The sequence below is a fragment of the uncultured Helicobacter sp. genome, assembly GCF_910577135.1.
In the GTDB taxonomy this organism is placed as follows: domain Bacteria; phylum Campylobacterota; class Campylobacteria; order Campylobacterales; family Helicobacteraceae; genus Helicobacter_C; species Helicobacter_C mastomyrinus.
Genome location: NZ_CAJTLL010000003.1, coordinates 141,410 through 159,541 on the forward strand (window position 1 = coordinate 141,410; position 18,132 = coordinate 159,541).

19 protein-coding genes are annotated in these 18,132 nt (G+C 38.0%); 14 read left to right on the forward strand and 5 right to left on the reverse strand.

Annotation, left to right across the window (positions count from 1 at the left end):
• The first annotated feature begins 122 nt into the window (after positions 1-122).
• The 10 genes from QZ289_RS02625 (at position 123) to QZ289_RS02670 (ending at position 10,362) form a co-directional block, all read left to right on the forward strand.
• Entirely contained in the window at positions 123-1,238 is a 1,116-nt protein-coding gene (locus QZ289_RS02625; protein WP_295698879.1) for a Cj0069 family protein, read from the forward strand.
• Between the two features lie 200 nt (positions 1,239-1,438).
• Positions 1,439-1,693 carry a hypothetical protein gene (locus QZ289_RS02630; protein WP_295698882.1) on the forward strand — a complete coding sequence of 85 codons (255 nt, stop codon included), beginning with the start codon at positions 1,439-1,441 and terminating at the stop codon, positions 1,691-1,693.
• Positions 1,694-1,715: 22 nt separating this feature from the next.
• Positions 1,716-2,729, forward strand: a complete 1,014-nt coding sequence (locus QZ289_RS02635; protein ID WP_295698885.1) for a lipid A deacylase LpxR family protein — start codon at positions 1,716-1,718, stop codon at positions 2,727-2,729.
• A gap of 407 nt (positions 2,730-3,136) precedes the next feature.
• Positions 3,137-4,882 (forward strand): DNA phosphorothioation system sulfurtransferase DndC, encoded by a 1,746-nt coding sequence (dndC, locus tag QZ289_RS02640; protein WP_295698889.1) that lies wholly within the window; start codon positions 3,137-3,139, stop codon positions 4,880-4,882.
• Positions 4,883-5,512, forward strand: coding sequence for an ATP-binding protein (locus QZ289_RS02645; protein ID WP_295698891.1), 630 nt, complete (start codon positions 4,883-4,885; stop codon positions 5,510-5,512).
• Positions 5,513-5,653: 141 nt separating this feature from the next.
• Positions 5,654-6,907, forward strand: coding sequence for a hypothetical protein (locus QZ289_RS02650; protein WP_295698894.1), 1,254 nt, complete (start codon positions 5,654-5,656; stop codon positions 6,905-6,907).
• A 9-nt stretch (positions 6,908-6,916) separates the two neighbouring features.
• Entirely contained in the window at positions 6,917-7,897 is a 981-nt protein-coding gene (locus QZ289_RS02655; protein ID WP_295698896.1) for a hypothetical protein, read from the forward strand.
• The gene (locus QZ289_RS02660; protein ID WP_295698899.1) at positions 7,803-8,399 is read left to right on the forward strand and encodes an FtsK/SpoIIIE domain-containing protein; all 597 of its coding nucleotides are present in this window, start codon (positions 7,803-7,805) and stop codon (positions 8,397-8,399) included. The genes QZ289_RS02655 and QZ289_RS02660 overlap by 95 nt, the downstream gene beginning before the upstream one ends.
• A gap of 282 nt (positions 8,400-8,681) precedes the next feature.
• A complete protein-coding gene (locus QZ289_RS02665; RefSeq protein WP_295698900.1) occupies positions 8,682-9,029 on the forward strand; it encodes a P-II family nitrogen regulator in 348 nt (115 codons plus the stop codon).
• A 118-nt stretch (positions 9,030-9,147) separates the two neighbouring features.
• Positions 9,148-10,362 (forward strand): ammonium transporter, encoded by a 1,215-nt coding sequence (locus tag QZ289_RS02670; RefSeq protein ID WP_295698964.1) that lies wholly within the window; start codon positions 9,148-9,150, stop codon positions 10,360-10,362.
• A gap of 186 nt (positions 10,363-10,548) precedes the next feature.
• Here the strand turns inward: QZ289_RS02670 and QZ289_RS02675 are convergent, their stop codons facing one another.
• The 5 genes from QZ289_RS02675 to dnaA all read right to left on the reverse strand — a co-directional run bounded on the left by QZ289_RS02675 (position 10,549) and on the right by dnaA (position 15,117).
• On the reverse strand, positions 10,549-11,862 hold the full coding sequence (locus QZ289_RS02675; protein WP_295698967.1) for an APC family permease: 1,314 nt from the start codon (positions 11,860-11,862) through the stop codon (positions 10,549-10,551).
• The gene (locus tag QZ289_RS02680) at positions 11,859-12,614 is read right to left on the reverse strand and encodes an ATP-grasp fold amidoligase family protein (RefSeq protein WP_295698902.1); all 756 of its coding nucleotides are present in this window, start codon (positions 12,612-12,614) and stop codon (positions 11,859-11,861) included. Before QZ289_RS02680 ends, QZ289_RS02675 begins: the two co-directional genes overlap by 4 nt.
• Positions 12,589-12,909, reverse strand: coding sequence for a hypothetical protein (locus QZ289_RS02685; RefSeq protein ID WP_295698905.1), 321 nt, complete (start codon positions 12,907-12,909; stop codon positions 12,589-12,591). Before QZ289_RS02685 ends, QZ289_RS02680 begins: the two co-directional genes overlap by 26 nt.
• A 99-nt stretch (positions 12,910-13,008) precedes the next feature.
• Entirely contained in the window at positions 13,009-13,194 is a 186-nt protein-coding gene (locus QZ289_RS02690) for a hypothetical protein (protein ID WP_295698908.1), read from the reverse strand.
• 588 nt (positions 13,195-13,782) lie between these two features.
• Positions 13,783-15,117, reverse strand: coding sequence for a chromosomal replication initiator protein DnaA (gene dnaA / locus QZ289_RS02695; RefSeq protein ID WP_295698910.1), 1,335 nt, complete (start codon positions 15,115-15,117; stop codon positions 13,783-13,785).
• Positions 15,118-15,277: 160 nt separating this feature from the next.
• On the opposite strand from dnaA, the gene ruvC reads away from it, so the two are divergent.
• The 4 genes from ruvC to QZ289_RS02715 are packed head-to-tail and all read left to right on the forward strand — an operon-like array spanning position 15,278 to position 18,072.
• Positions 15,278-15,805 (forward strand): crossover junction endodeoxyribonuclease RuvC, encoded by a 528-nt coding sequence (gene ruvC, locus QZ289_RS02700; protein ID WP_295698913.1) that lies wholly within the window; start codon positions 15,278-15,280, stop codon positions 15,803-15,805.
• The gene (locus QZ289_RS02705; protein ID WP_295698915.1) at positions 15,802-17,127 is read left to right on the forward strand and encodes a hypothetical protein; all 1,326 of its coding nucleotides are present in this window, start codon (positions 15,802-15,804) and stop codon (positions 17,125-17,127) included. The genes ruvC and QZ289_RS02705 overlap by 4 nt, the downstream gene beginning before the upstream one ends.
• Entirely contained in the window at positions 17,117-17,725 is a 609-nt protein-coding gene (locus QZ289_RS02710) for a hypothetical protein (RefSeq protein WP_295698917.1), read from the forward strand. The genes QZ289_RS02705 and QZ289_RS02710 overlap by 11 nt, the downstream gene beginning before the upstream one ends.
• Positions 17,722-18,072, forward strand: coding sequence for a hypothetical protein (locus tag QZ289_RS02715; protein ID WP_295698919.1), 351 nt, complete (start codon positions 17,722-17,724; stop codon positions 18,070-18,072). Before QZ289_RS02710 ends, QZ289_RS02715 begins: the two co-directional genes overlap by 4 nt.
• Positions 18,073-18,132: the final 60 nt, after the last annotated feature.

Sequence of the window (18,132 nt, forward strand, 5' to 3'; positions counted from 1 at the left end):
TAAAATGGGTAAATTCTTTTAGAATCATCAAAAAATAAAGTAAAAAATTTGTGTTTTATGGTTTCTTGTGAAGTTTTAACGTAACATTCAAAGGGAATTTAAATTTTTAACAGGAGGCATTTATGAAAAAGCATATTGTGTTTTTCGAGGCAGTAGGCGGCAGCGATAAAGGTAAAGATGGGCATAGAAAAGATACTGTGCCGATGATGGACTATCTAAAAAAACTCGGCTGGAGCGCGGAAGTCGTGTTTTTCACCGATGAGATTCTTAAAGATGAGAAAAAGAAAAATGAAATCTATGAATATGTCAAGGGTGCGGCTGATGCGTATGTGTCTCGTGTGAATCCGGGCAATCTCAAAGAGGAAAAACTCTATTTTGATGTGCTACGCAAACTCTGTGACTCAGGCGTGATTGGTATGCCTCACGCTGATGCGATGATAGGCTATGGAGCAAAGGATGCTTTGACAAAGCTCCGCAATACAGAGCTTGTTCCAACAGATACTCTAGCATATTATGACCCTGCAGAAGCGCAAAGAATTGGCGTTAAATGGGAAGCGGGTGGGGAGCACGACTTTAAGAAAAATTTCCCAAAAACATTGGCAAAGGGTGAACGTGTGCTAAAGCAAAATCGTGGCTCAACGGGTGAGGGTATATGGCGTGTGCAAATTAAAGATCCTAGCAAATATCAAGGCGTGAGTGAATTGCCTCTTGATGCGGAAATTCGCTGCACAGAAGCGGTGGATAATCACGTAGAGGAGCACAAACTTGGCGAGTTTATGGATTTTTGCGAGAAATACCTCAAAGGCGATAATGGTATGCTTGTAGATATGACATTCTTACCTCGTATTAAAGAAGGCGAGATTCGAATCCTTATGCTTTATAAAGACCCTATCTATGTTGTGCATAAAAAACCAGCTGAAGGTGCGGACGCATTCTCTGCAACACTCTTTAGCGGTGCGAAATATCGCTATGACAAGCCAGAGCAATGGAGTGAGCTTGTAACATACTTCCTTAACAATTTGCCAGAGATTAAAACAAAGCTTGGCAATTATGACTTGCCTCTCATTTGGACAGCGGATTTTATTTTGGATACTGATGCAAACGGCAAGGATAAATATGTGCTAGGTGAAATCAACTGCTCTTGCGTGGGCTTTACCTCTCCTGCAGAATTTTTGGATAAAACGGCTCGCCGCGTAGCTAACACAATTATTAATATTGTAGAAGATGCAAAGTCTTAAATCTAATCTCTCTTCTATTATGCCTTTGCTATTTGAGACTAAAAGTCTCTGCAAAGGTCTTGCATACTTAAGATAAAGCCTCTCGTGTGTCCCTAAAGGATATACTTATAACCAAAGCTACTCTTTATTTATCAAGTGAGTCTCAAAGGTTTAGATTTTCTATTTTATTTTCTCTTTTTCTTTTTATAAGGGGGAGGGGCTTGAATCTTGAAGCCGGTTTGAGAATATACCTCTCACTCTCCCTTATATATCGTTCGCTAGATTACCCGCTCACCCCCCCCCCCCCCCTTTTTTTTTTACGACACTTTAAGAGGTTTTGCAAGTGCGGATTGCAACCTCAAGCACATACGCGAGCGGAGGGGCTAAGTCCCGTAAGAGTAAATGCGGCGATTTATCACAATGACAAAGGAATATGTGGCATAGAATCTAAAGTTGGTGTAAAATATGATGAGTAAAACAAAGGAGTTAAATGTGCCTATGTCGCCTAAATATATGCTAATCTATTTATCTGCTATATCGAGGGTAAGACATATTGCATTGTTGCTTTTGCTTCCATTTATTGCATTTTGTGAAAGTGATTTTAAAAAAGATAAGCATCATATACTAAGTGTGGTGAGCGAAAATGACTTCTATTTCGAGGATTTCATACGTTCTGATAAATATTATACAGCGGGACATTACCTAAGCTATACAAGCAAAGAACTTGATGATAGTTTTTTGAATAAAATAAAATTATTTTCATATTTCTCTAGGCATTCTTTTGCACGATTGAATGTATCGCTTAGCCAAGAAATCTATACCCCCGCAAATAAATCTGCCACCAAGCCATCAAGTGATGATATGCTCTATGGGGCAGCAGTAATTGTGTCTTTTAGCTCTATTAACAGGACTAAAAATTTTATGGAGCAGCTTGGCATTGATATGGGGCTAGCTGGTCCTCTTGCACTAGGAGAGCAAATCCAAAATAGCGTCCATAAACTTACTGACAAAAATCCCTCACGTGGCTGGGATACGCAAATAAAAAATGAGTTTTTGCTGAATTTGCATTATGGAATGATTTATTCTGTGAAACTTATAGACAATGTTGCTGATATTTTGCCACAGGGGCAGATTTTTTTAGGGAATGCTTACACCGCCATAAGTGCTGGAGCAAGATTGCGTATAGGATATGGCATAAAAAACGACTTTGGAATCCAAAAATATAAATCTAAAATGTCTCAAGTGATGGTTGATAACGGACTAAAAATATATGCTTTAGCAGGAGTGAATGGCTCTCTTGTGGGGCGCGATATATTTATAGAGGGCAATACCTTTAAAGGGGTGAAAAGCCACCTCAATTTAGAGCGCACTCTATATGAATATGAGCTAGGAGTGGCAATAGGATATAAAAATATCTCGCTTAGCTATCTCTTCACTAGGGGTAGCAAGAAATTTAAAGAGCAAGATGAGTTTCATAGCTATGGTTCTTTGAGGCTAGATATGAGTTTTTAGAATCTGCTTATAATGGCAGGATAAAGAAAACAAAGGTTTGATTATAATGATATGAATGCTATTGCTAAGATTCAACTAAGCTTTGTAGAAAACAAACGCTTACAACACGAGATAGATCCCTCCGCTATCGGTTTTTGATTTTAAAGGAGTTTTAGCTTTGGTTGATAAACTATCCTCAAAAAATTCTATTTTATTTTACAAACGAGCTGATTTTCAATTTGCACATAAATTTCATAGGATATAAACAACTAAGATAGGTTTGCCAATTAATATGTAACCTCCTACTTGATGTGCTTAAGCCACTTTAAAGCCTTTCATTCATTATGAAAAAGAGTATTTGTTATAAAGTGATGTTTTATCAAAAAATGCTACAATCTATCATTTATTTATTTTCAAAAAGAGATGTGATGGACAATATAAAGGCTTTAAGTTTATCTATGCTAAAAGAAAAAGGTTTGAGAGATTTTTGTGTTATTGATATTCGCTCCAAACTCGCCTTTGCCTCCGCACATTTAAAAGATTCTGTGCATTTGCCTACACTGAAAGATATACTTTTATTCTTACCCCCCCCCCCCCCCCGCCAGCTAACATCTCATCGCGCTAAATCTTTGGCATTAAAACCTATTCTCATCGTGTGTTTTAGTGCTACCGCGGCAAAGAATCTTGCGTTAAAACTTAGCAAAAATACTGATTTTTGGCATCTTTATCCCCACAAGGATATTTTTTATCTACAATGTGGCATTATGGAAGCCTTTGATAATGGCTTTGAAGCTATTACAGCAGATATTGTAGATTCTATACATTCCTCCGCTCCCGTGGATAATCTCATTACGACCACCATAGAAAACATAAAACATCGTTTTCTTACCACAAAACGTGTGTGGGTTGTCGCTTTTAGTGGAGGTAAAGATTCTACTTGCTTATTGCAACTTGTGTATGAAATGCTTGCCTCTTTGCCTAAACATCAGCAAAGACAGACGTATGCTATCGCTTCAAATACGCTTGTAGAGGCTCCTCATATCGATGCATTTTTACATAATGTTGTAGATTCTATCAATACTCATGCGAGAGAAAATCACATTCCCTTTGAAATTTTGCAAGTAAAGCCAAGCTTCAAAGATGACTTTTGGGTAAACCTCATTGGAAAAGGTTATCCAAGCCCTACTCGCACTTTTAGATGGTGCACTGATAGGCTAAAAATCACTCCTGCAAAAGCTGAAGTGGCTAAAATCACTCACAGATATGGTTCAGCGCTCCTGATACTTGGCACAAGAAAGGCAGAATCAAGCCATCGTAAAAAATCTATACAAAAGCGCATACTTAATGAAGATGGCTACTCTCAACATCACGATTTCCCCGATACATTGACATTTGCGCCAATCGCAGAATGGAGTACAGATGAGGTATGGGCGTATCTCACTACTCATAAGCCCTTATGCGAAAAAGACCATAGCGAATTGTTTAGTCTCTATGCAAAAGCAGGCGGTGATGAGTGTCAATTTATCACGGACTTAAGTCAAAGCAGTTGTGGTGGCTCGCGATTTGGCTGCTGGGTATGCACGGTGGTAAATGAGGATAAGTCCTTGCAGGGCTTTATAGAATCTGGTGAAAAACATCTTAAACCCTTAAATGATTTTAGAAATTATATCAAGCGTTTAAGGGAAGATGCTAATGCGAGGGCGGATTACAAACGTGATGGTAGGGCAGTGTATAAAGTAGGAGGATTAGGACCATTTCTAAGCCACAAACGCAAGGAAATACTACAAAGACTTTTAGAGACTGAAAGGGTATTTATGCAAAATGGCGGAAAGCAACTCATTAGTGATGAGCAGATTCTAGCCATACAAAAAGAGTGGGATAGGGATTTTGACTTTAATAAGAGTGCCATTATATTAGCAAAGGAGGTAGGCAGAATGAAAGATATAGACTTAGAGCAAGGCAAGTTACTCCATAAGGAGATTTTAGAGCATATAGTGAGCGAAAATGAAAGCAAATGTAATGGTATAGATACTACCCAAATAGAGAACCTTATTAGCTCTTGTATAGATATTTATAATAACAGCTCCCTTAAAGGACGCAATAGCGCAGGAGTGCAAATCAAAAAAGAGATAGACAAATTACTTGATGACAAGACAAGTAAGCAGGAGGGCTAAATGTTTATAGAAAAAATCACTATTTGCAATCTTTTTGCTTATTATGGAAAGGTGGAAGTGGTGTTTAAACACATTGAGGGCAAAAATCTCTATTGTATTTATGGTAATAATGGCTTTGGTAAAACGAGTTTTATTAACGCTTGCAAAATTGCCATTTGTGGCAGCGGGCTAAATGAGTTTAATAGAGAAAGTGGTTTGTATAAGAAGCACAAGGAGGTTTCTTCGGCTTTAGCATTTATCAAGGGTGATAAAAAGGGTTATAGTGGTGTGCTAAATACCAATGCCCTTAATGAAATGCAAGAAAATTTTTATATTAGCCTTGGGGGCAGGATAAACCAAAAACATTTTGTGATTAAGAGGGCATTTGAAAATGTATTTGATAATGTGAGTGAGCGTATCACATTGTGTTTAGGCGATGAAAAATTTGCTGATGAGGAGGCACAAGAGAGAATCAATGTAATGATTTTGCCAAGTAATTTTGTGGATTTTTTCTTTTTTAATGGTGAGGAAATCGGCGAGATAAGCAAGAATCTACGGAGTAATCTAAAAGAGAAAATCGAGGAGATTTTACGCATTAAGCCTTTAGAGCTTATGATAAGGCAAATTGATAATATCAAGCAAGAGTTGTAAAAACAAGCTATCGATAATGATAAACAAAGGGCAGAATTTGAAACTAAAAATAGGCAACTCACAGATGGTAAGAAAACTCTAGAATCCACACGCAAACGTTTAAAAGATTTACAATCTTACATACAAGATAATCAAAGTCGCATGGCACAATTACACAAAGAAAAAGACAAACTTATAGCTGATAGTGATGAAGCGCAAAAAAAGCTTTATAGAGAAAGAGACACACTGGATGAGAAGTTGCAAACACACAAAAGCCATCTAGAAGAAAACTTAAAATATGTGATTTTCGATAGTAATCCTAAGATTCTATCACAACTCAAAGATGAACTTAAGCATATACAAGAAAGCAGACAAAGCCAAGATATTGATACGTATAATAGGCTTTTACCCGAGCTTAAAAGCCACTCTCTCAATATTATAGAATCTAAAGCGCAAGAAGAAAATCTACAATCCTCAAATATAAATATAGATACATTGCAAGAAATTATAGAAAAGGTGCTTGATACTCTCCCACAAAGCCTAGCAGAAAGCGCTTCTTACTCCTCTTACATAACACCCGCACTTATTACTACTCTAAGCCATAGCCTTATTCGATTTGAAAATGATAGCTTAAGTAGCGATATTACAGCTATTAAGGAACTAAAAAATAATCTTAGCGACATTAAACACGAGATTGATGAGCTTTATGTCGATGAATATACACAAAACAGGAAGCTGGAAAAGGAACAAGAGATTGAAAATCTAATGCAGGATACAAAACATCATGAAGAAATGATGAGAGATACAAAAGCAGAAGAGAATAACTTACAAGAAACAATCAATCACTTGCAAAGAGATGTTGAATCTCTCAAGCAGCACATACATTTAGAAAGGATAGAAGATAAATTGCAGATTCTAGAATATCTACAAGAGACTCTTAGGCAATATAAAACTAAGCTTATTTTATGTTTGAAAGAAGAGCTAAAAGATAAAATCTTGCAAAAATATCAACTCCTTACACAAGATAATATCGCGGGAGTAGAGATTGATGAAGCATTTGAAATCACCTTAAAAAATGAGCGATTTGAAAATATTTACATAGGCTCTCAAAGCAGCGGACAAAATCAGCTTTTAGCTATTGCAATCTTTTGGGCATTAAGTGAGTTATCTAACGCTCACATTCCGCTTATTATCGATACACCATTAGGTAGGATTGATGGAGCAAATCGGGCAAGAATTATCCAAAATTACTACGCACAGAATCTGCAAACTATTATCCTGCCTACCGATACAGAAATAAGCACAAGAGAATATGAATATGCTAAGCCTCATATCGCAGGATTATATAAGATTGAAAACCAAAGCGATAGAAGCCACGCATACATTAAAGTAGCCACAAAAGATGAAATATTATAGGAGAAGATTATGGCAGATTTTTACACAACCAATCACGAGGAGACTCTTATAGATAGAATCCTCAATCAAGGCTTAGAAAAAAAGGATTTGCCCAAATATTATGTTTTACGTATCGCTATTGCTAAGGCACTTAGTCTGCCTAAATCACCGCTTAATGCTCCTTTATGGGAGAATAAAAAGCTAGGTGGCGATAGGGGTAAGGAATATCATTTAGAGCAAATCACAGGCAAAGGCAAAGATGAAAAAGAAGATTTTGATGTAGCTTTAAGAGCGTTATTTTATGTGCAGCACAAAGATGAGCTAGATGCCCAAAAGCAAAATATTTTTAGCGATGAGAAATGTTACACAGATATTTTAAGCAAATATATAAAGAGAGGATTATATGAAATACACAATAGCTACAAAAATAGCGATTGCTTCTATCAATGGTGTTTAGATAATCTGTCTTTAGAATCTCGCCTTGCTAATGTGGGTATCGCACAAAACAAACAAGCACAACAAAAAGGTGGAGACAAGAGCCACCGCCTAGTTGCATATTTTGAGAAATTTGCTATTCCTATTCATATTGTGAATGAGAAAGATTCGTATAGGCATTATATCATCAAAGTAGAACTAAAAGATTCTACGAAAATTGATGCTTTTATGAGGCATTGCAAACATTTAGACACAGAATTTGGAGAAAAGGTGCAGATTCAGCGATGTATGGGTGTGAGCAAGACTTTTGATATATGTATTCCAAAAGATAAAAATCTTTGGCAATACCCTAGCGAAAGAGCATTCGCACAAGGCTTAGAAATGATAAAAAGAGGAGATTATAAGCTTGGAATCTTTGCAGGAATGGATAGGGACAAAAAGCCCTTTTGTTTTGACTTGGTAGAAGCTGTGCATTGTTTTGTTGGAGGGACAAACAGGAAGTGGCAAATCGATATTCCTTCAAAATATCATCACTTGTTTATTGCAAAACAAAAGCACAGAAATTACTATCATTGACCCAAAAGGCGGGGGTGATTTTGCAGTATTTAGAGAGAGGGAAAAAGTTGAGATTCTAGACACAAGCGAGGCAGAAGCAGCAATAGAATCCTTTGTCGAAGAAATGGAATCGCGCTATCAAAGTAACGCACAAGGAGTGAGTTATGAGAGTATGTCTTATAAAATTTTAATCATTGATGAAGTAAATGATTTGATAAAAAATAAAGCTATTAGCGCAAATATCGCACGATTGAGCCGAAAGGCAAGGCAGTCAAGAATCCACCTCATTCTAGCCACACAAAGACCCGACGCTAAGGCATTTGAGGGAGAAATACGTTCTACGATTCCCTCTCGTATAGCCCTAAGTGTGCAAAAAAGCACAGAATCTAAAATTATCCTTGATGAGACAGGGGCAGAGAAACTCACCGGTAGGGGTGATATGCTCATTAAGCTTGTTAGCAGTAGCGAAATGAAACATATACTAGGCGTAAAAGTAGGAAATATACAAGCATTTCTTCCTTAAAGCCCTTTCCATCACTTAGCTTATGAATATAGCTAGTGAATCTTTATTTTCATCTTCATTCCGCCTGCACGACACATTAAACTTTACATTTTGCCCTTGTTTTAATGCTTTCCTCTCTTTTTTAACCCCATCTTTTCCCACTCTCTAATTACTTAAATAAAACTTAATTAAAAAAATTTATATATAAATCTAAACTTAACTAATATTTATATAAGTTTATATGCTATACAATTCACTCGCAATATCACAATATCTATCCACAATCCACCAAAGGAGGCATTTATGGAAAATATATTCAAAGTTGAAATCATCACACGCGCAGAAAAGCTCAATGTGCTTAAAGACGCCCTAGCCCAAAAGGGCATTAAGGGTATGACGGTAAGCAATGTGATGGGTGCAGGGACGCAAAAAGGCAAGACAGAGATCTATCGCGGGAGTGAGCAAACCTTTGATTTGCTCCCCAAGATTCGCATAGAAATCATCGCTAAAGAAAGCAGCATAGAGGAGATTATCACTACCGCTAAGCAAACGCTCAACACAGGCAGCGCAGGTGATGGCAAGATTCTCATTATCCCCCTTGCAAATGTCATTCGCATTCGCACGGGGCAAACCGGAGAAGACGCTATTTGACATCGAGCATAAAGCAACAGCACTATTTTGACTTAAAGGAGATACTATGAAAGCAATTCTTATATTTTTATTATTCACAAATACCGTATTTGGCACACATACAGAGGGCACAAATGATATTGTAGCGCTTGATATGCTCTTTGTTATGGCTTCTTCAGCCCTTGTTTTGCTGATGACTCCTGCTCTAGGGCTATTCTATGCAGGTATGGTAAATCGCCACAATGTCCTTAGTACGACCTTAAATAGCATTATGCTCTATGCCATTATCGCCCTGCAATGGGTTATTATCGGCTATACACTCGCATTTGGCGATGATATAGGGCTATTCATCGGTAGTCTCAATCATCTCTTTTTATCCAACATAGATTCTATACACGGCAGCATACCCGAAAACCTCTTTGCATTTTTTCAAATGCTCTTTGCCGTGATTGGTGCGGCTATCATCACCGGCTCGGTGGTTGAACGTATGCGCTTTGGAGTGCTTTTGATTTTTATCCTCTGCTGGAGCACACTTGTATATGATGTATTAGCCCATTGGGTGTGGGGTGGTGGCTGGCTTGTCGCCATTGGCTCTTTGGACTTTGCTGGTGGTGGGGTGGTGCATATCGCTGCAGGTGTGGCTGGGCTTGTAGGCTGCCTAATGCTTGGCAAACGCACCTTTCATCAGGGGCTTTTGCCTCACTCGCTCCCGCTTTCATTCATCGGGGCGATTTTGCTATGGCTAGGTTGGCTAGGATTTAATAGCGGCAGTGCGCTAAGGGTAGATTCTGTAGCTTTAAATGCCTTTATCGCTACGAATTTTTCTGTTGTTGGGGCAATGCTCTCGTGGATGCTCTTAGAATGGCTCAAATATGGCAAACCAACCTTGCTAGGCTCTATCACGGGCATTGTCGCTGGGCTTGTAGCTATCACACCTGCAGCTGGGTTTGTTACCCCATTTGCGGCTATCATCATTGGCTTTCTCGCTTCGCCCATTTGCTTTTTTGCCATCAGTTTTTTGAAGTCAAAATTTGGCTATGATGATACACTTGATGCCTTTGGTTTGCACGGCGTAGGGGGAATCTGGGGTGGGATTGCCACAGGGCTTTTTGCTACAAGTGCGGTAAATGAAGAACTGCTTGAGGAAGCGGCGGGAGAGGGCTTATTTTACAGCGGGGATTTCACATTGCTTATTGTGCAAATTATCGCTATTGTGGCGTGTTTTGCGCTATCTGCGGTGGTAAGCTATGCGATTTTAAAAGTCATTAGTCTATTCACACCTTTACGCGTGGATATAGCACAAGAAGAAAATGGCTTAGACCAAAGCCTACACGGAGAAATTGCCTATCGATAAGCTAGATTTATGATGTTTTGCTATTGCCCTTGTGATATTTTACGAAGATGGATAAGCCAAATCGCTTGGGCTTCTCCACTTGCGGCTTAAGCCACTGCATTTGCACTTTACAATTTTTAAGATACACTTACCACTCCACATCCACAAAGTAAAATAGTCCATTCCTATAATTTATCTTTCCGCACTCTATATACTCGCATTCCTCCTAGCTCTTGCAAAAAGGAGTATCCCTGCCAATACCCATATTGCTAATGCGATAATAGAGGGTAGCTTAAGGGCTGCTGGAGAAAATGGCACAAAGATTAAAAGGCCAAATATAATGCTTAAACCCAAAGCCAAAAGGCTTGAAATGCTAATGCGCTGCCTCTCTCTTTGCTTTAGCAAAAGCGATATAATACTTACATATAAGAATCCAACGATAATGCCAACGCAAGACATATCTACAATATACAGCAAAGATTCTCTACCAAAAATAACCATCACGCAAGATATGAATCCTATCACATAAACAACCCGATAAGATACATTAAAACGATTTTGCTTGATAAGTGTCGCGGGGATAAAGCACGTTATACTTAATCGTTCAAAAATTTTGCTTGTGGTGATAAAAAATCCATTAATCCCACTAAAAAGTGCACTTAATACACCTATGCAAAGCACTATGCTTCCAAAAATACTAAAATACCCCTCTATGCTTGCGTGCGTAGCCCACCCAAGATTAATTATCTCATCTCTTGCCACGCCAAAAGCGGTAATACATATTAGCATCGCATAAAGTGCAAATCCTATCCAAATGGAGAGATAAATAAAAAAATTAAATATGCCTTTGCGATAGGCAATAGCTTGTATAATCTGCACTCCACAATCAAACCCCAAATACGCCCAAGGAGCGAGAGCAAAAACCGCCATTACGCCATAGAGGCTTATCTCTTTTTGATAAAAATATGAGAGAAAGTTCTCATAAGAGGCAGAATCTATGCCCATTATGACAAAAAATAATACCACGCTTCCGCACAAAAGCAATGTAAATATCTTTTGCAATAAGAATGCAGCCCTTATGCCTAATATATTAAGAATCCCGATACACACGATACTTGACATACTTATCACTATATCTAAAAGATAAATCGCATTGCCATTGATATGATAAAGCACGATATCGCCAGAGAATCCAAAGGAATGGCTCATCACATTAAGTGCTGTAGCATTAAGCGGAATGATACATAAATACGCCAAGCTTATGAACCACCCACAAATAAAGCCGTGTGTGCGCCCCAATACTTTAAGGGTAAAATAAAATTCCCCTCCGCTCCTTTTGTATCGTTGAAGTAGATATGTATATTGTGCTGCGATGATACAAATAGCCACACCCACAAGCCCTAGCCCTATAATGCTTTCAAGCAGTCCCGCCTTGCTTAAAAATAAATCTTGAGGCAGGATAAACGCTCCCCAACCTATAATGCACCCCACGCACAAAAACAAAACAGAGGTATTTTTCATATGTGCCACAAGTCGCCAAAATATCTATCAAAGCTTTGCGGGGAAAATTTTCCTGTGCCTCCATTTGGGGTAAAGGTAAGCTCTCCTACATACACCCTAGAATCTACACAATACAAATCCACGCGCACATAATTCATAGGGGCTGATAAAAGATTGGCAAGATGAAGCATTAGATGAAACTTGGTAGGCTTCTTCGGGGGTATATCACTTGGTGGATTCAGATACATAAAATCAAGTTTTTGCCATTGTGTGTCAAATACATCATTGCGCGTATGTGTGGCATTAGCAACTTGGATAAAAGCCACCTCTCCATTAAAGCAATGGAATCTAAAGTCCTCTATACACTCTCCTAGTAGTTCTTCAACAAAAATGCGGGGCTCTATGTCTTTATAATGCCACTCGCGATATTGCTCATAGTAATTATGCTGCAAATGCCACATTATTTTATCTCTTGCTTGAGATATGCCATCTTGTAAAAAGGCTTCTTTGTCTTGCACCATAACTACTCCGCCGCAATCGTGATTGGTTTTTATGACAAATTTATGGGGCAAAATGCCAAAATCAATAGCATCAAAAGTTTTATAAATGCCATAAAGCTTAGGGAGATAGAGGCATTGATTACTCATAAAGAGGCTATCGTATATGAGGTCTAGGGGTTCAAAAAGTTGGGAGGTAAAAGTTAAAAGATGTAGGTTAGAGGGAGTTTGTATCTTAGATTCTATGCTTTTAGCACACGACCCCCCCCCTTGCACACGATGAATCTGCCATATCTTTTAAGATATGTGAAATATAGATTCTTGCTTTTAATTTATCACTCAAAATGGTGTAAATGGGATTTCTATCAAAGAGTATTCTATGAATGATTTTTTCATTAAATGTATGCGGATTGCGAAAGTCTGCCTTGTAGCCAAAAATCTTTTTATGCCTTTTTAAAAAATATGTTTCATCGTTCATTGCCTTTTCTCTTTTGTGCTTATATGCCAAAAGCAATGGGCGGATATATGCTTGATATATCGCATTATTTTTTATCAATGACTTTATGCTCATCACTCACTCCTTACACTCTAAAATAAAAAGCATAAATATAAAACAAACTAAAAAAATTTCGCTTAAATCAATAAGATTTGATGAAAAGAGAAAATCATATTATGCCTTTGCTGTTGCGATGTAGGCACCGCATTTACACGAAGTGCTAATCCACACTTGCAATATGTAAAATGAAGCGGGCGAGAGATTTGGCTCATTATTGGATTGCATATATATGGATTGCTTCATTGTGGCTTCGCCACTGCCTCGCAATGACGGGCTGTGGGTTTCAAAATGCCTTGTCACCTGAGAAAAGCCCTCTACGTGTATAAAGCTGCTCTAATCCCTCCTTGCGATTGTAGCCTTCACTCGCGCCGCATTCTATACATTTACTCTTTTATTAAAATGATGAGGGAGATTGGCATAAAATATCAGCCCATCTGGGCTTTAGAAATGTGCGTTATGCAGCCTAGCAAGGGAAAGTGTGTAGGATGAGTTGCATTTTTACTTGCATAGAGTGTGCAGTTGGAGCATGGCGGTAAGCTCTGTAATACTAATCCCAAAGATCTGGTTTTGCAAAATATGGGCGATTCTTTGGCTCTCATTTGGAAAAGCTCTTTGTGGAGGAGGGAGAGCATAGCGCGCACCTCTCTAGGCTAGGTAAAAACCTCGCCAAAATCCCGCACAGGCTCTTTGCTTTTGATTTGAGAGGTGGCTAGGGGGTGGGGCTGTGTGATACGGAATGCGATAAAAGAGGTAAATTTAATACAGATGAGTGTGTAGATCACGCGTATTATGATGATTTTGTGCTTAAGCTATACTTAAGCACAAAATCATATTTCATACAATGTTTGAAAATCTAGCACTATGCTTAAACTCATACCTCTGGCTTTATTAGGCGTTATTATCCAAACTCTGCTGAATCCTGCTCTTAAGATCCTCAATAATACTTTTTGTGGTGTTATTTTGAGCGATTTCGCTTTCAATAGCCTTGAGTGCTTTACTCACCGAGCTATGATCCTTCATACCTAGCTCTTTAGCGATCATTGGCATAGAGTTAATAGTCAAAGCACGAGCGAGATAAATCACCACGCGCCTAGCAAAGGCAATCTTACGATTGCGCTCTTTAGATACAATCTCACTTGGCTTGATATTAAGCTCCTTGCTTACTACTTTAATGATATTATTTAATGTAATACCCTCTAGCTTTTCATTTTGATAGCTTTTGAGCACATTTTCAGCGACTTTACGTGCACTGCTTTCTGGAGAGAGATTCAAATTTAAGTTAATCGTAGAGAGAATCCCCTCAATCTGGCGAATGTTGCCGTGTATATTAGAAGCAATGTAATCAATCACCCCTCTATCAAGGCTGATACGATTGATTTCGCATTTAGACATAATGATGGAAATTTTTGTCTCAAGGTCTGGATTGGTAATCTCTGCCATCACCCCGCCCTCAAATCGTGAACGTAGCCTATCTGCTAAACCTTTAATCTCCTTAGGGGGCTTATCACTTGTCATCACAATTTGCTTTTGTGCGTTGTAAAGGGCATTAAAGGTATTAAGTAGCTCCTCTTGCATACCATCTTTACCACCTAAAAACTGCACATCATCAATGAGCAGGTAATCACACTTGCGATACTTATCACGGAATCCATCCATCGTGCCACGCTTAATCTTCTCTGTATATTCGTTTAAAAACTCTTCAGCTGGCACATATATGACATTTTTATTTTGCTCCTTGACATAATTACCTATTGCATTTAAAAGATGTGTTTTGCCAAGTCCGGAATGCCCATAGAATACGACAGGATTATACATACTTGCTTGCTGCTGTGCTACAAGTTTTGCTATCGTGTAGGCGTGTTCATTAGATTTACCGACAACAAAATTTTCAAATGAATAAAAGGGATTGAGAGAGAGGATATTGGTTTGAAACTGATTTGTGCTTTTATTCACCTTTAAACTTTTCACATTTCCTTTTTTCTCTTTAATTTTAATGTGAATTTCTGGGCGGATACCATTAGAATTTTCGTCTTTAAAAATATCTGCGATTATGTCGATATAATTACCTTTTATCCAATTTGCTACAAAAATATTTGGCACATAAAAAACCTCTAAGTCTGTCCTAGAGGCATTTTCATCATATTCCATAAGAGAAATATACGAATCATACTCTTGGTGCGATAGTTTATTTTTAAGTTTCTTTAATATATTATCAACCTGCAATTTATTAACCTTAGATTATAGACGATATATTACGCTTGATGACGTGAATAAAATGTGAAAACTTGCAATATCTTAGAGTGATATTACCAAGAATTGCTAAGAAATTATCATTCCAAAAATGAGGGGAAATCATAATGCAAAAAAAATTATGGGTTAAATCGTGTATATTTTAGGTATTGACCCCGGGAGTAGGAATTGCGGCTATGCCATTATACACTTCACGCCTCCACAGGCTCTAAGACTTGTCGAAGCAGGGATTATTAAAATCAAAGAGCGCGACTTGCAAAGCCAAATTGTCGAATTTGTCGAGGGTATTGACTTGGTGCTAAAAACACATACAATCGATGAGGTAGCCATAGAAGATATATTCTTTGCCTATAATCCCCAAAGTGTGATTAAACTCGCGCAGTTCCGCGGGGCTTTGAGCTTAAAAATTCTCCAAGACATCGGGCATTTTGCCGAATACACGCCCTTGCAAGTAAAAAAGGCTCTCACAGGCAATGGCAAAGCAGACAAAACACAAGTGGCTTTTATGGTGAAAAAAATCTTAAGCATTAAGGGTGAAATCAAGCCCCTTGATATTACTGATGCCATTGCCATTGCTATCACGCATTCCCAGCGAATCCGCACAGGTGGCATAGATTCTATAGAATCTATGCCACAGCTCAAAATAAAGCAAAATCTATGAGTGTAAAAGCCCTAAAATTCTTTGATACACAAAGCCAAAGCCTCTACACATTAGCAAGTAATCGCCTTATTATAGATAGTCAAAAGCCCACATCTGTAGATATTGCTTCTCCTACGCTCTCACATTTCACACATCTTAGCCTTGAAGTGGAAAAAGCCGCCCTTAAAAGCGCTCAAGATTCTGCCCATATCAGCTCTTTACTCTTCTCCCTTGCCTATCAGCAATCCGCTCTGCATAAACCCCCTTATGCTTATGAAATCTACTTTATCCCCCGCGAACACTCCTTTGATGAGGAAAAATGTATATATGAGACATGTTTTTATGAAAAATACACCTTTTCACCCAAAGCCTCCATTATCACAAGCGATATATTTTTACCCTCTGCATTGGCTGCTTTTGAGATGAAAGAAAATAGAGTGATATGGATAGAATCTTATCTGTGCTATTTTGAAAACAATGCGCTTAAAGAAGTGCTGCATTGTGAATTAGGCGCGGATAACACATATTTACAATCCATCGCTTTACATATTGCTTATTTACAAGAAGCCTATCATCAGTATTTCACACATTTGTATTATTTTATGCCTGATGCATTAGTAGAAAATGCAGCTTACCTTGATTTATCTACCACAACACACCACGGACAAACTTTGCTTATCAAGCCCTTAAGTGAGATATGCAATGATACGCGTGGCCTTACATTTGAGACATTAAAAGCTACTTTAGCCCTGCATTATGCTATGTTTTATCAAAACCAAACTTTGAATCTTCCTAATTTCGCCTCAAAGCCCTCTGCCCACAAAAAACTATATGTCTCTTTTGGCATAGTGGCAATGATATTTTTATATATCTTTCCTCTTGCCCTAATGTTTTATAATCAACATTTGCAAGAGGATATTTCAAGCCTTAATGCAAAGAGTGAATCACTCTTTGCCTCTCAATCTATTGTCCATAATACATTAGAGCAAGAAAATCTCCAAGCCCTTACTCGCAAACAAAATATGCTCATAAAAAATCTACACGATATAGCCTTGTGGCAGCAGAGCTATCATCTACGCTATGACTTTATGCAAGAGGTATTAAAACCCCAAGAATCGCCTCTTATATATGAGGGCGTAAGCTTTCACTTTACTCCTCATATTTTTGTAGCTCTACTTGAGATAAGTGCCCCCAATCAAATTCATATCTCTACACTCCTTGCTACACTCAATACTCCTACACAAAAAGCCTTTTTGCAAGATTCTATCAAAGAGACATTTGATACAGATAATAAATCTTCACATTTTTATGCCCATATCGTGGTGGTGTATAATGTCATTTAAACATTACTTTAATATTATGCACTCTAGGATACAGAGCCTTCTCTCCGCTAAAAGCAAAAGAGAGAAATCCTTTTTTATCGCTGCACTTACCTTGTGTATTGTATTTGTTATGCTTGATTTTGTGTATATGCCTTTAATAGAGCATAATCGCGCCCTTAAAGCACTGCATACACAGACTTTAGAGGAATTTGCCACCTCATCAAATTCACTCCAAAATGTCAAGTTACTCCATTTAGAACAAGCGCAATCTATGGATTCTAAACGCACAATGCTTGAGGAAAATCTCTCTATCCTTAAAGAATATATGCAATCCCAAGAAGATTATCTTAACCCCTTTGCCCTTATGCCTAAGCTCATTGCCTTTGCCAAAACACAGCATCTTAATCTTTCTACTTTAACACCCTACCCTATGCTTGATGCCTTAAACATCGAGGGTATGGGGTATTTTGATAATCTTATCAATTTGCTTGAATATATAGAATCTCATCGCTTTTTTAGCATTGATAGCTTAAGTCTTAAGCCCTTTAATGGCAGGGAAATATATTTTAATCTGCTTATTATTGATAATCGCCTTAATCCCCAAAGGCTCAATTTATGAAACATATATGCTTAATATATCTATGGGCTATATCTCTTTATGCGCTAGATTCTGCATTTCACACACTTATTGCGAACCTAGAAGCATTCTCTAAAGACACCATCAAAAATAAAATACAGCACCTGCATAATCCTTTTGAGCAAAACCATACCCAAGAAACACTAGATCTCTTTGCTATTATTAATGGTAAGGTCCTTATCAATGAGCAATGGCTGCATATAGGGGAATATATTCAAGACTATAAAATTATAGATATACAGCCAGAGCATATTGTCTTACAAAAAGGTAAAACCCGCTATAGCCTTGCCATAGGCAAAAGTATGAGCCAAAATAAGGAGACAGAATAATGCTTTGCATATTACATTTTTCAGCTACACTTGTAATTTATGCAAAGATTGGGCTGCACT

What these genes read in the sequence shown, in the direction of transcription:
- QZ289_RS02685 (WP_295698905.1), bottom strand. Translation starts at nt 12,909, where the DNA reads ATGAGCATAAAGTCATTGATAAAAAATAATGCGATATATCAAGCATAT.
- QZ289_RS02705 (WP_295698915.1), top strand. Translation starts at nt 15,802, where the DNA reads ATGAGTGTAAAAGCCCTAAAATTCTTTGATACACAAAGCCAAAGCCTC.
- QZ289_RS02635 (WP_295698885.1), top strand. Translation starts at nt 1,716, where the DNA reads ATGTCGCCTAAATATATGCTAATCTATTTATCTGCTATATCGAGGGTA.
- QZ289_RS02625 (WP_295698879.1), top strand. Translation starts at nt 123, where the DNA reads ATGAAAAAGCATATTGTGTTTTTCGAGGCAGTAGGCGGCAGCGATAAA.
- QZ289_RS02710 (WP_295698917.1), top strand. Translation starts at nt 17,117, where the DNA reads ATGTCATTTAAACATTACTTTAATATTATGCACTCTAGGATACAGAGC.
- QZ289_RS02655 (WP_295698896.1), top strand. Translation starts at nt 6,917, where the DNA reads ATGGCAGATTTTTACACAACCAATCACGAGGAGACTCTTATAGATAGA.
- QZ289_RS02650 (WP_295698894.1), top strand. Translation starts at nt 5,654, where the DNA reads ATGGCACAATTACACAAAGAAAAAGACAAACTTATAGCTGATAGTGAT.
- QZ289_RS02645 (WP_295698891.1), top strand. Translation starts at nt 4,883, where the DNA reads ATGTTTATAGAAAAAATCACTATTTGCAATCTTTTTGCTTATTATGGA.
- QZ289_RS02675 (WP_295698967.1), bottom strand. Translation starts at nt 11,862, where the DNA reads ATGAAAAATACCTCTGTTTTGTTTTTGTGCGTGGGGTGCATTATAGGT.
- QZ289_RS02665 (WP_295698900.1), top strand. Translation starts at nt 8,682, where the DNA reads ATGGAAAATATATTCAAAGTTGAAATCATCACACGCGCAGAAAAGCTC.
- QZ289_RS02715 (WP_295698919.1), top strand. Translation starts at nt 17,722, where the DNA reads ATGAAACATATATGCTTAATATATCTATGGGCTATATCTCTTTATGCG.
- dndC (WP_295698889.1), top strand. Translation starts at nt 3,137, where the DNA reads ATGGACAATATAAAGGCTTTAAGTTTATCTATGCTAAAAGAAAAAGGT.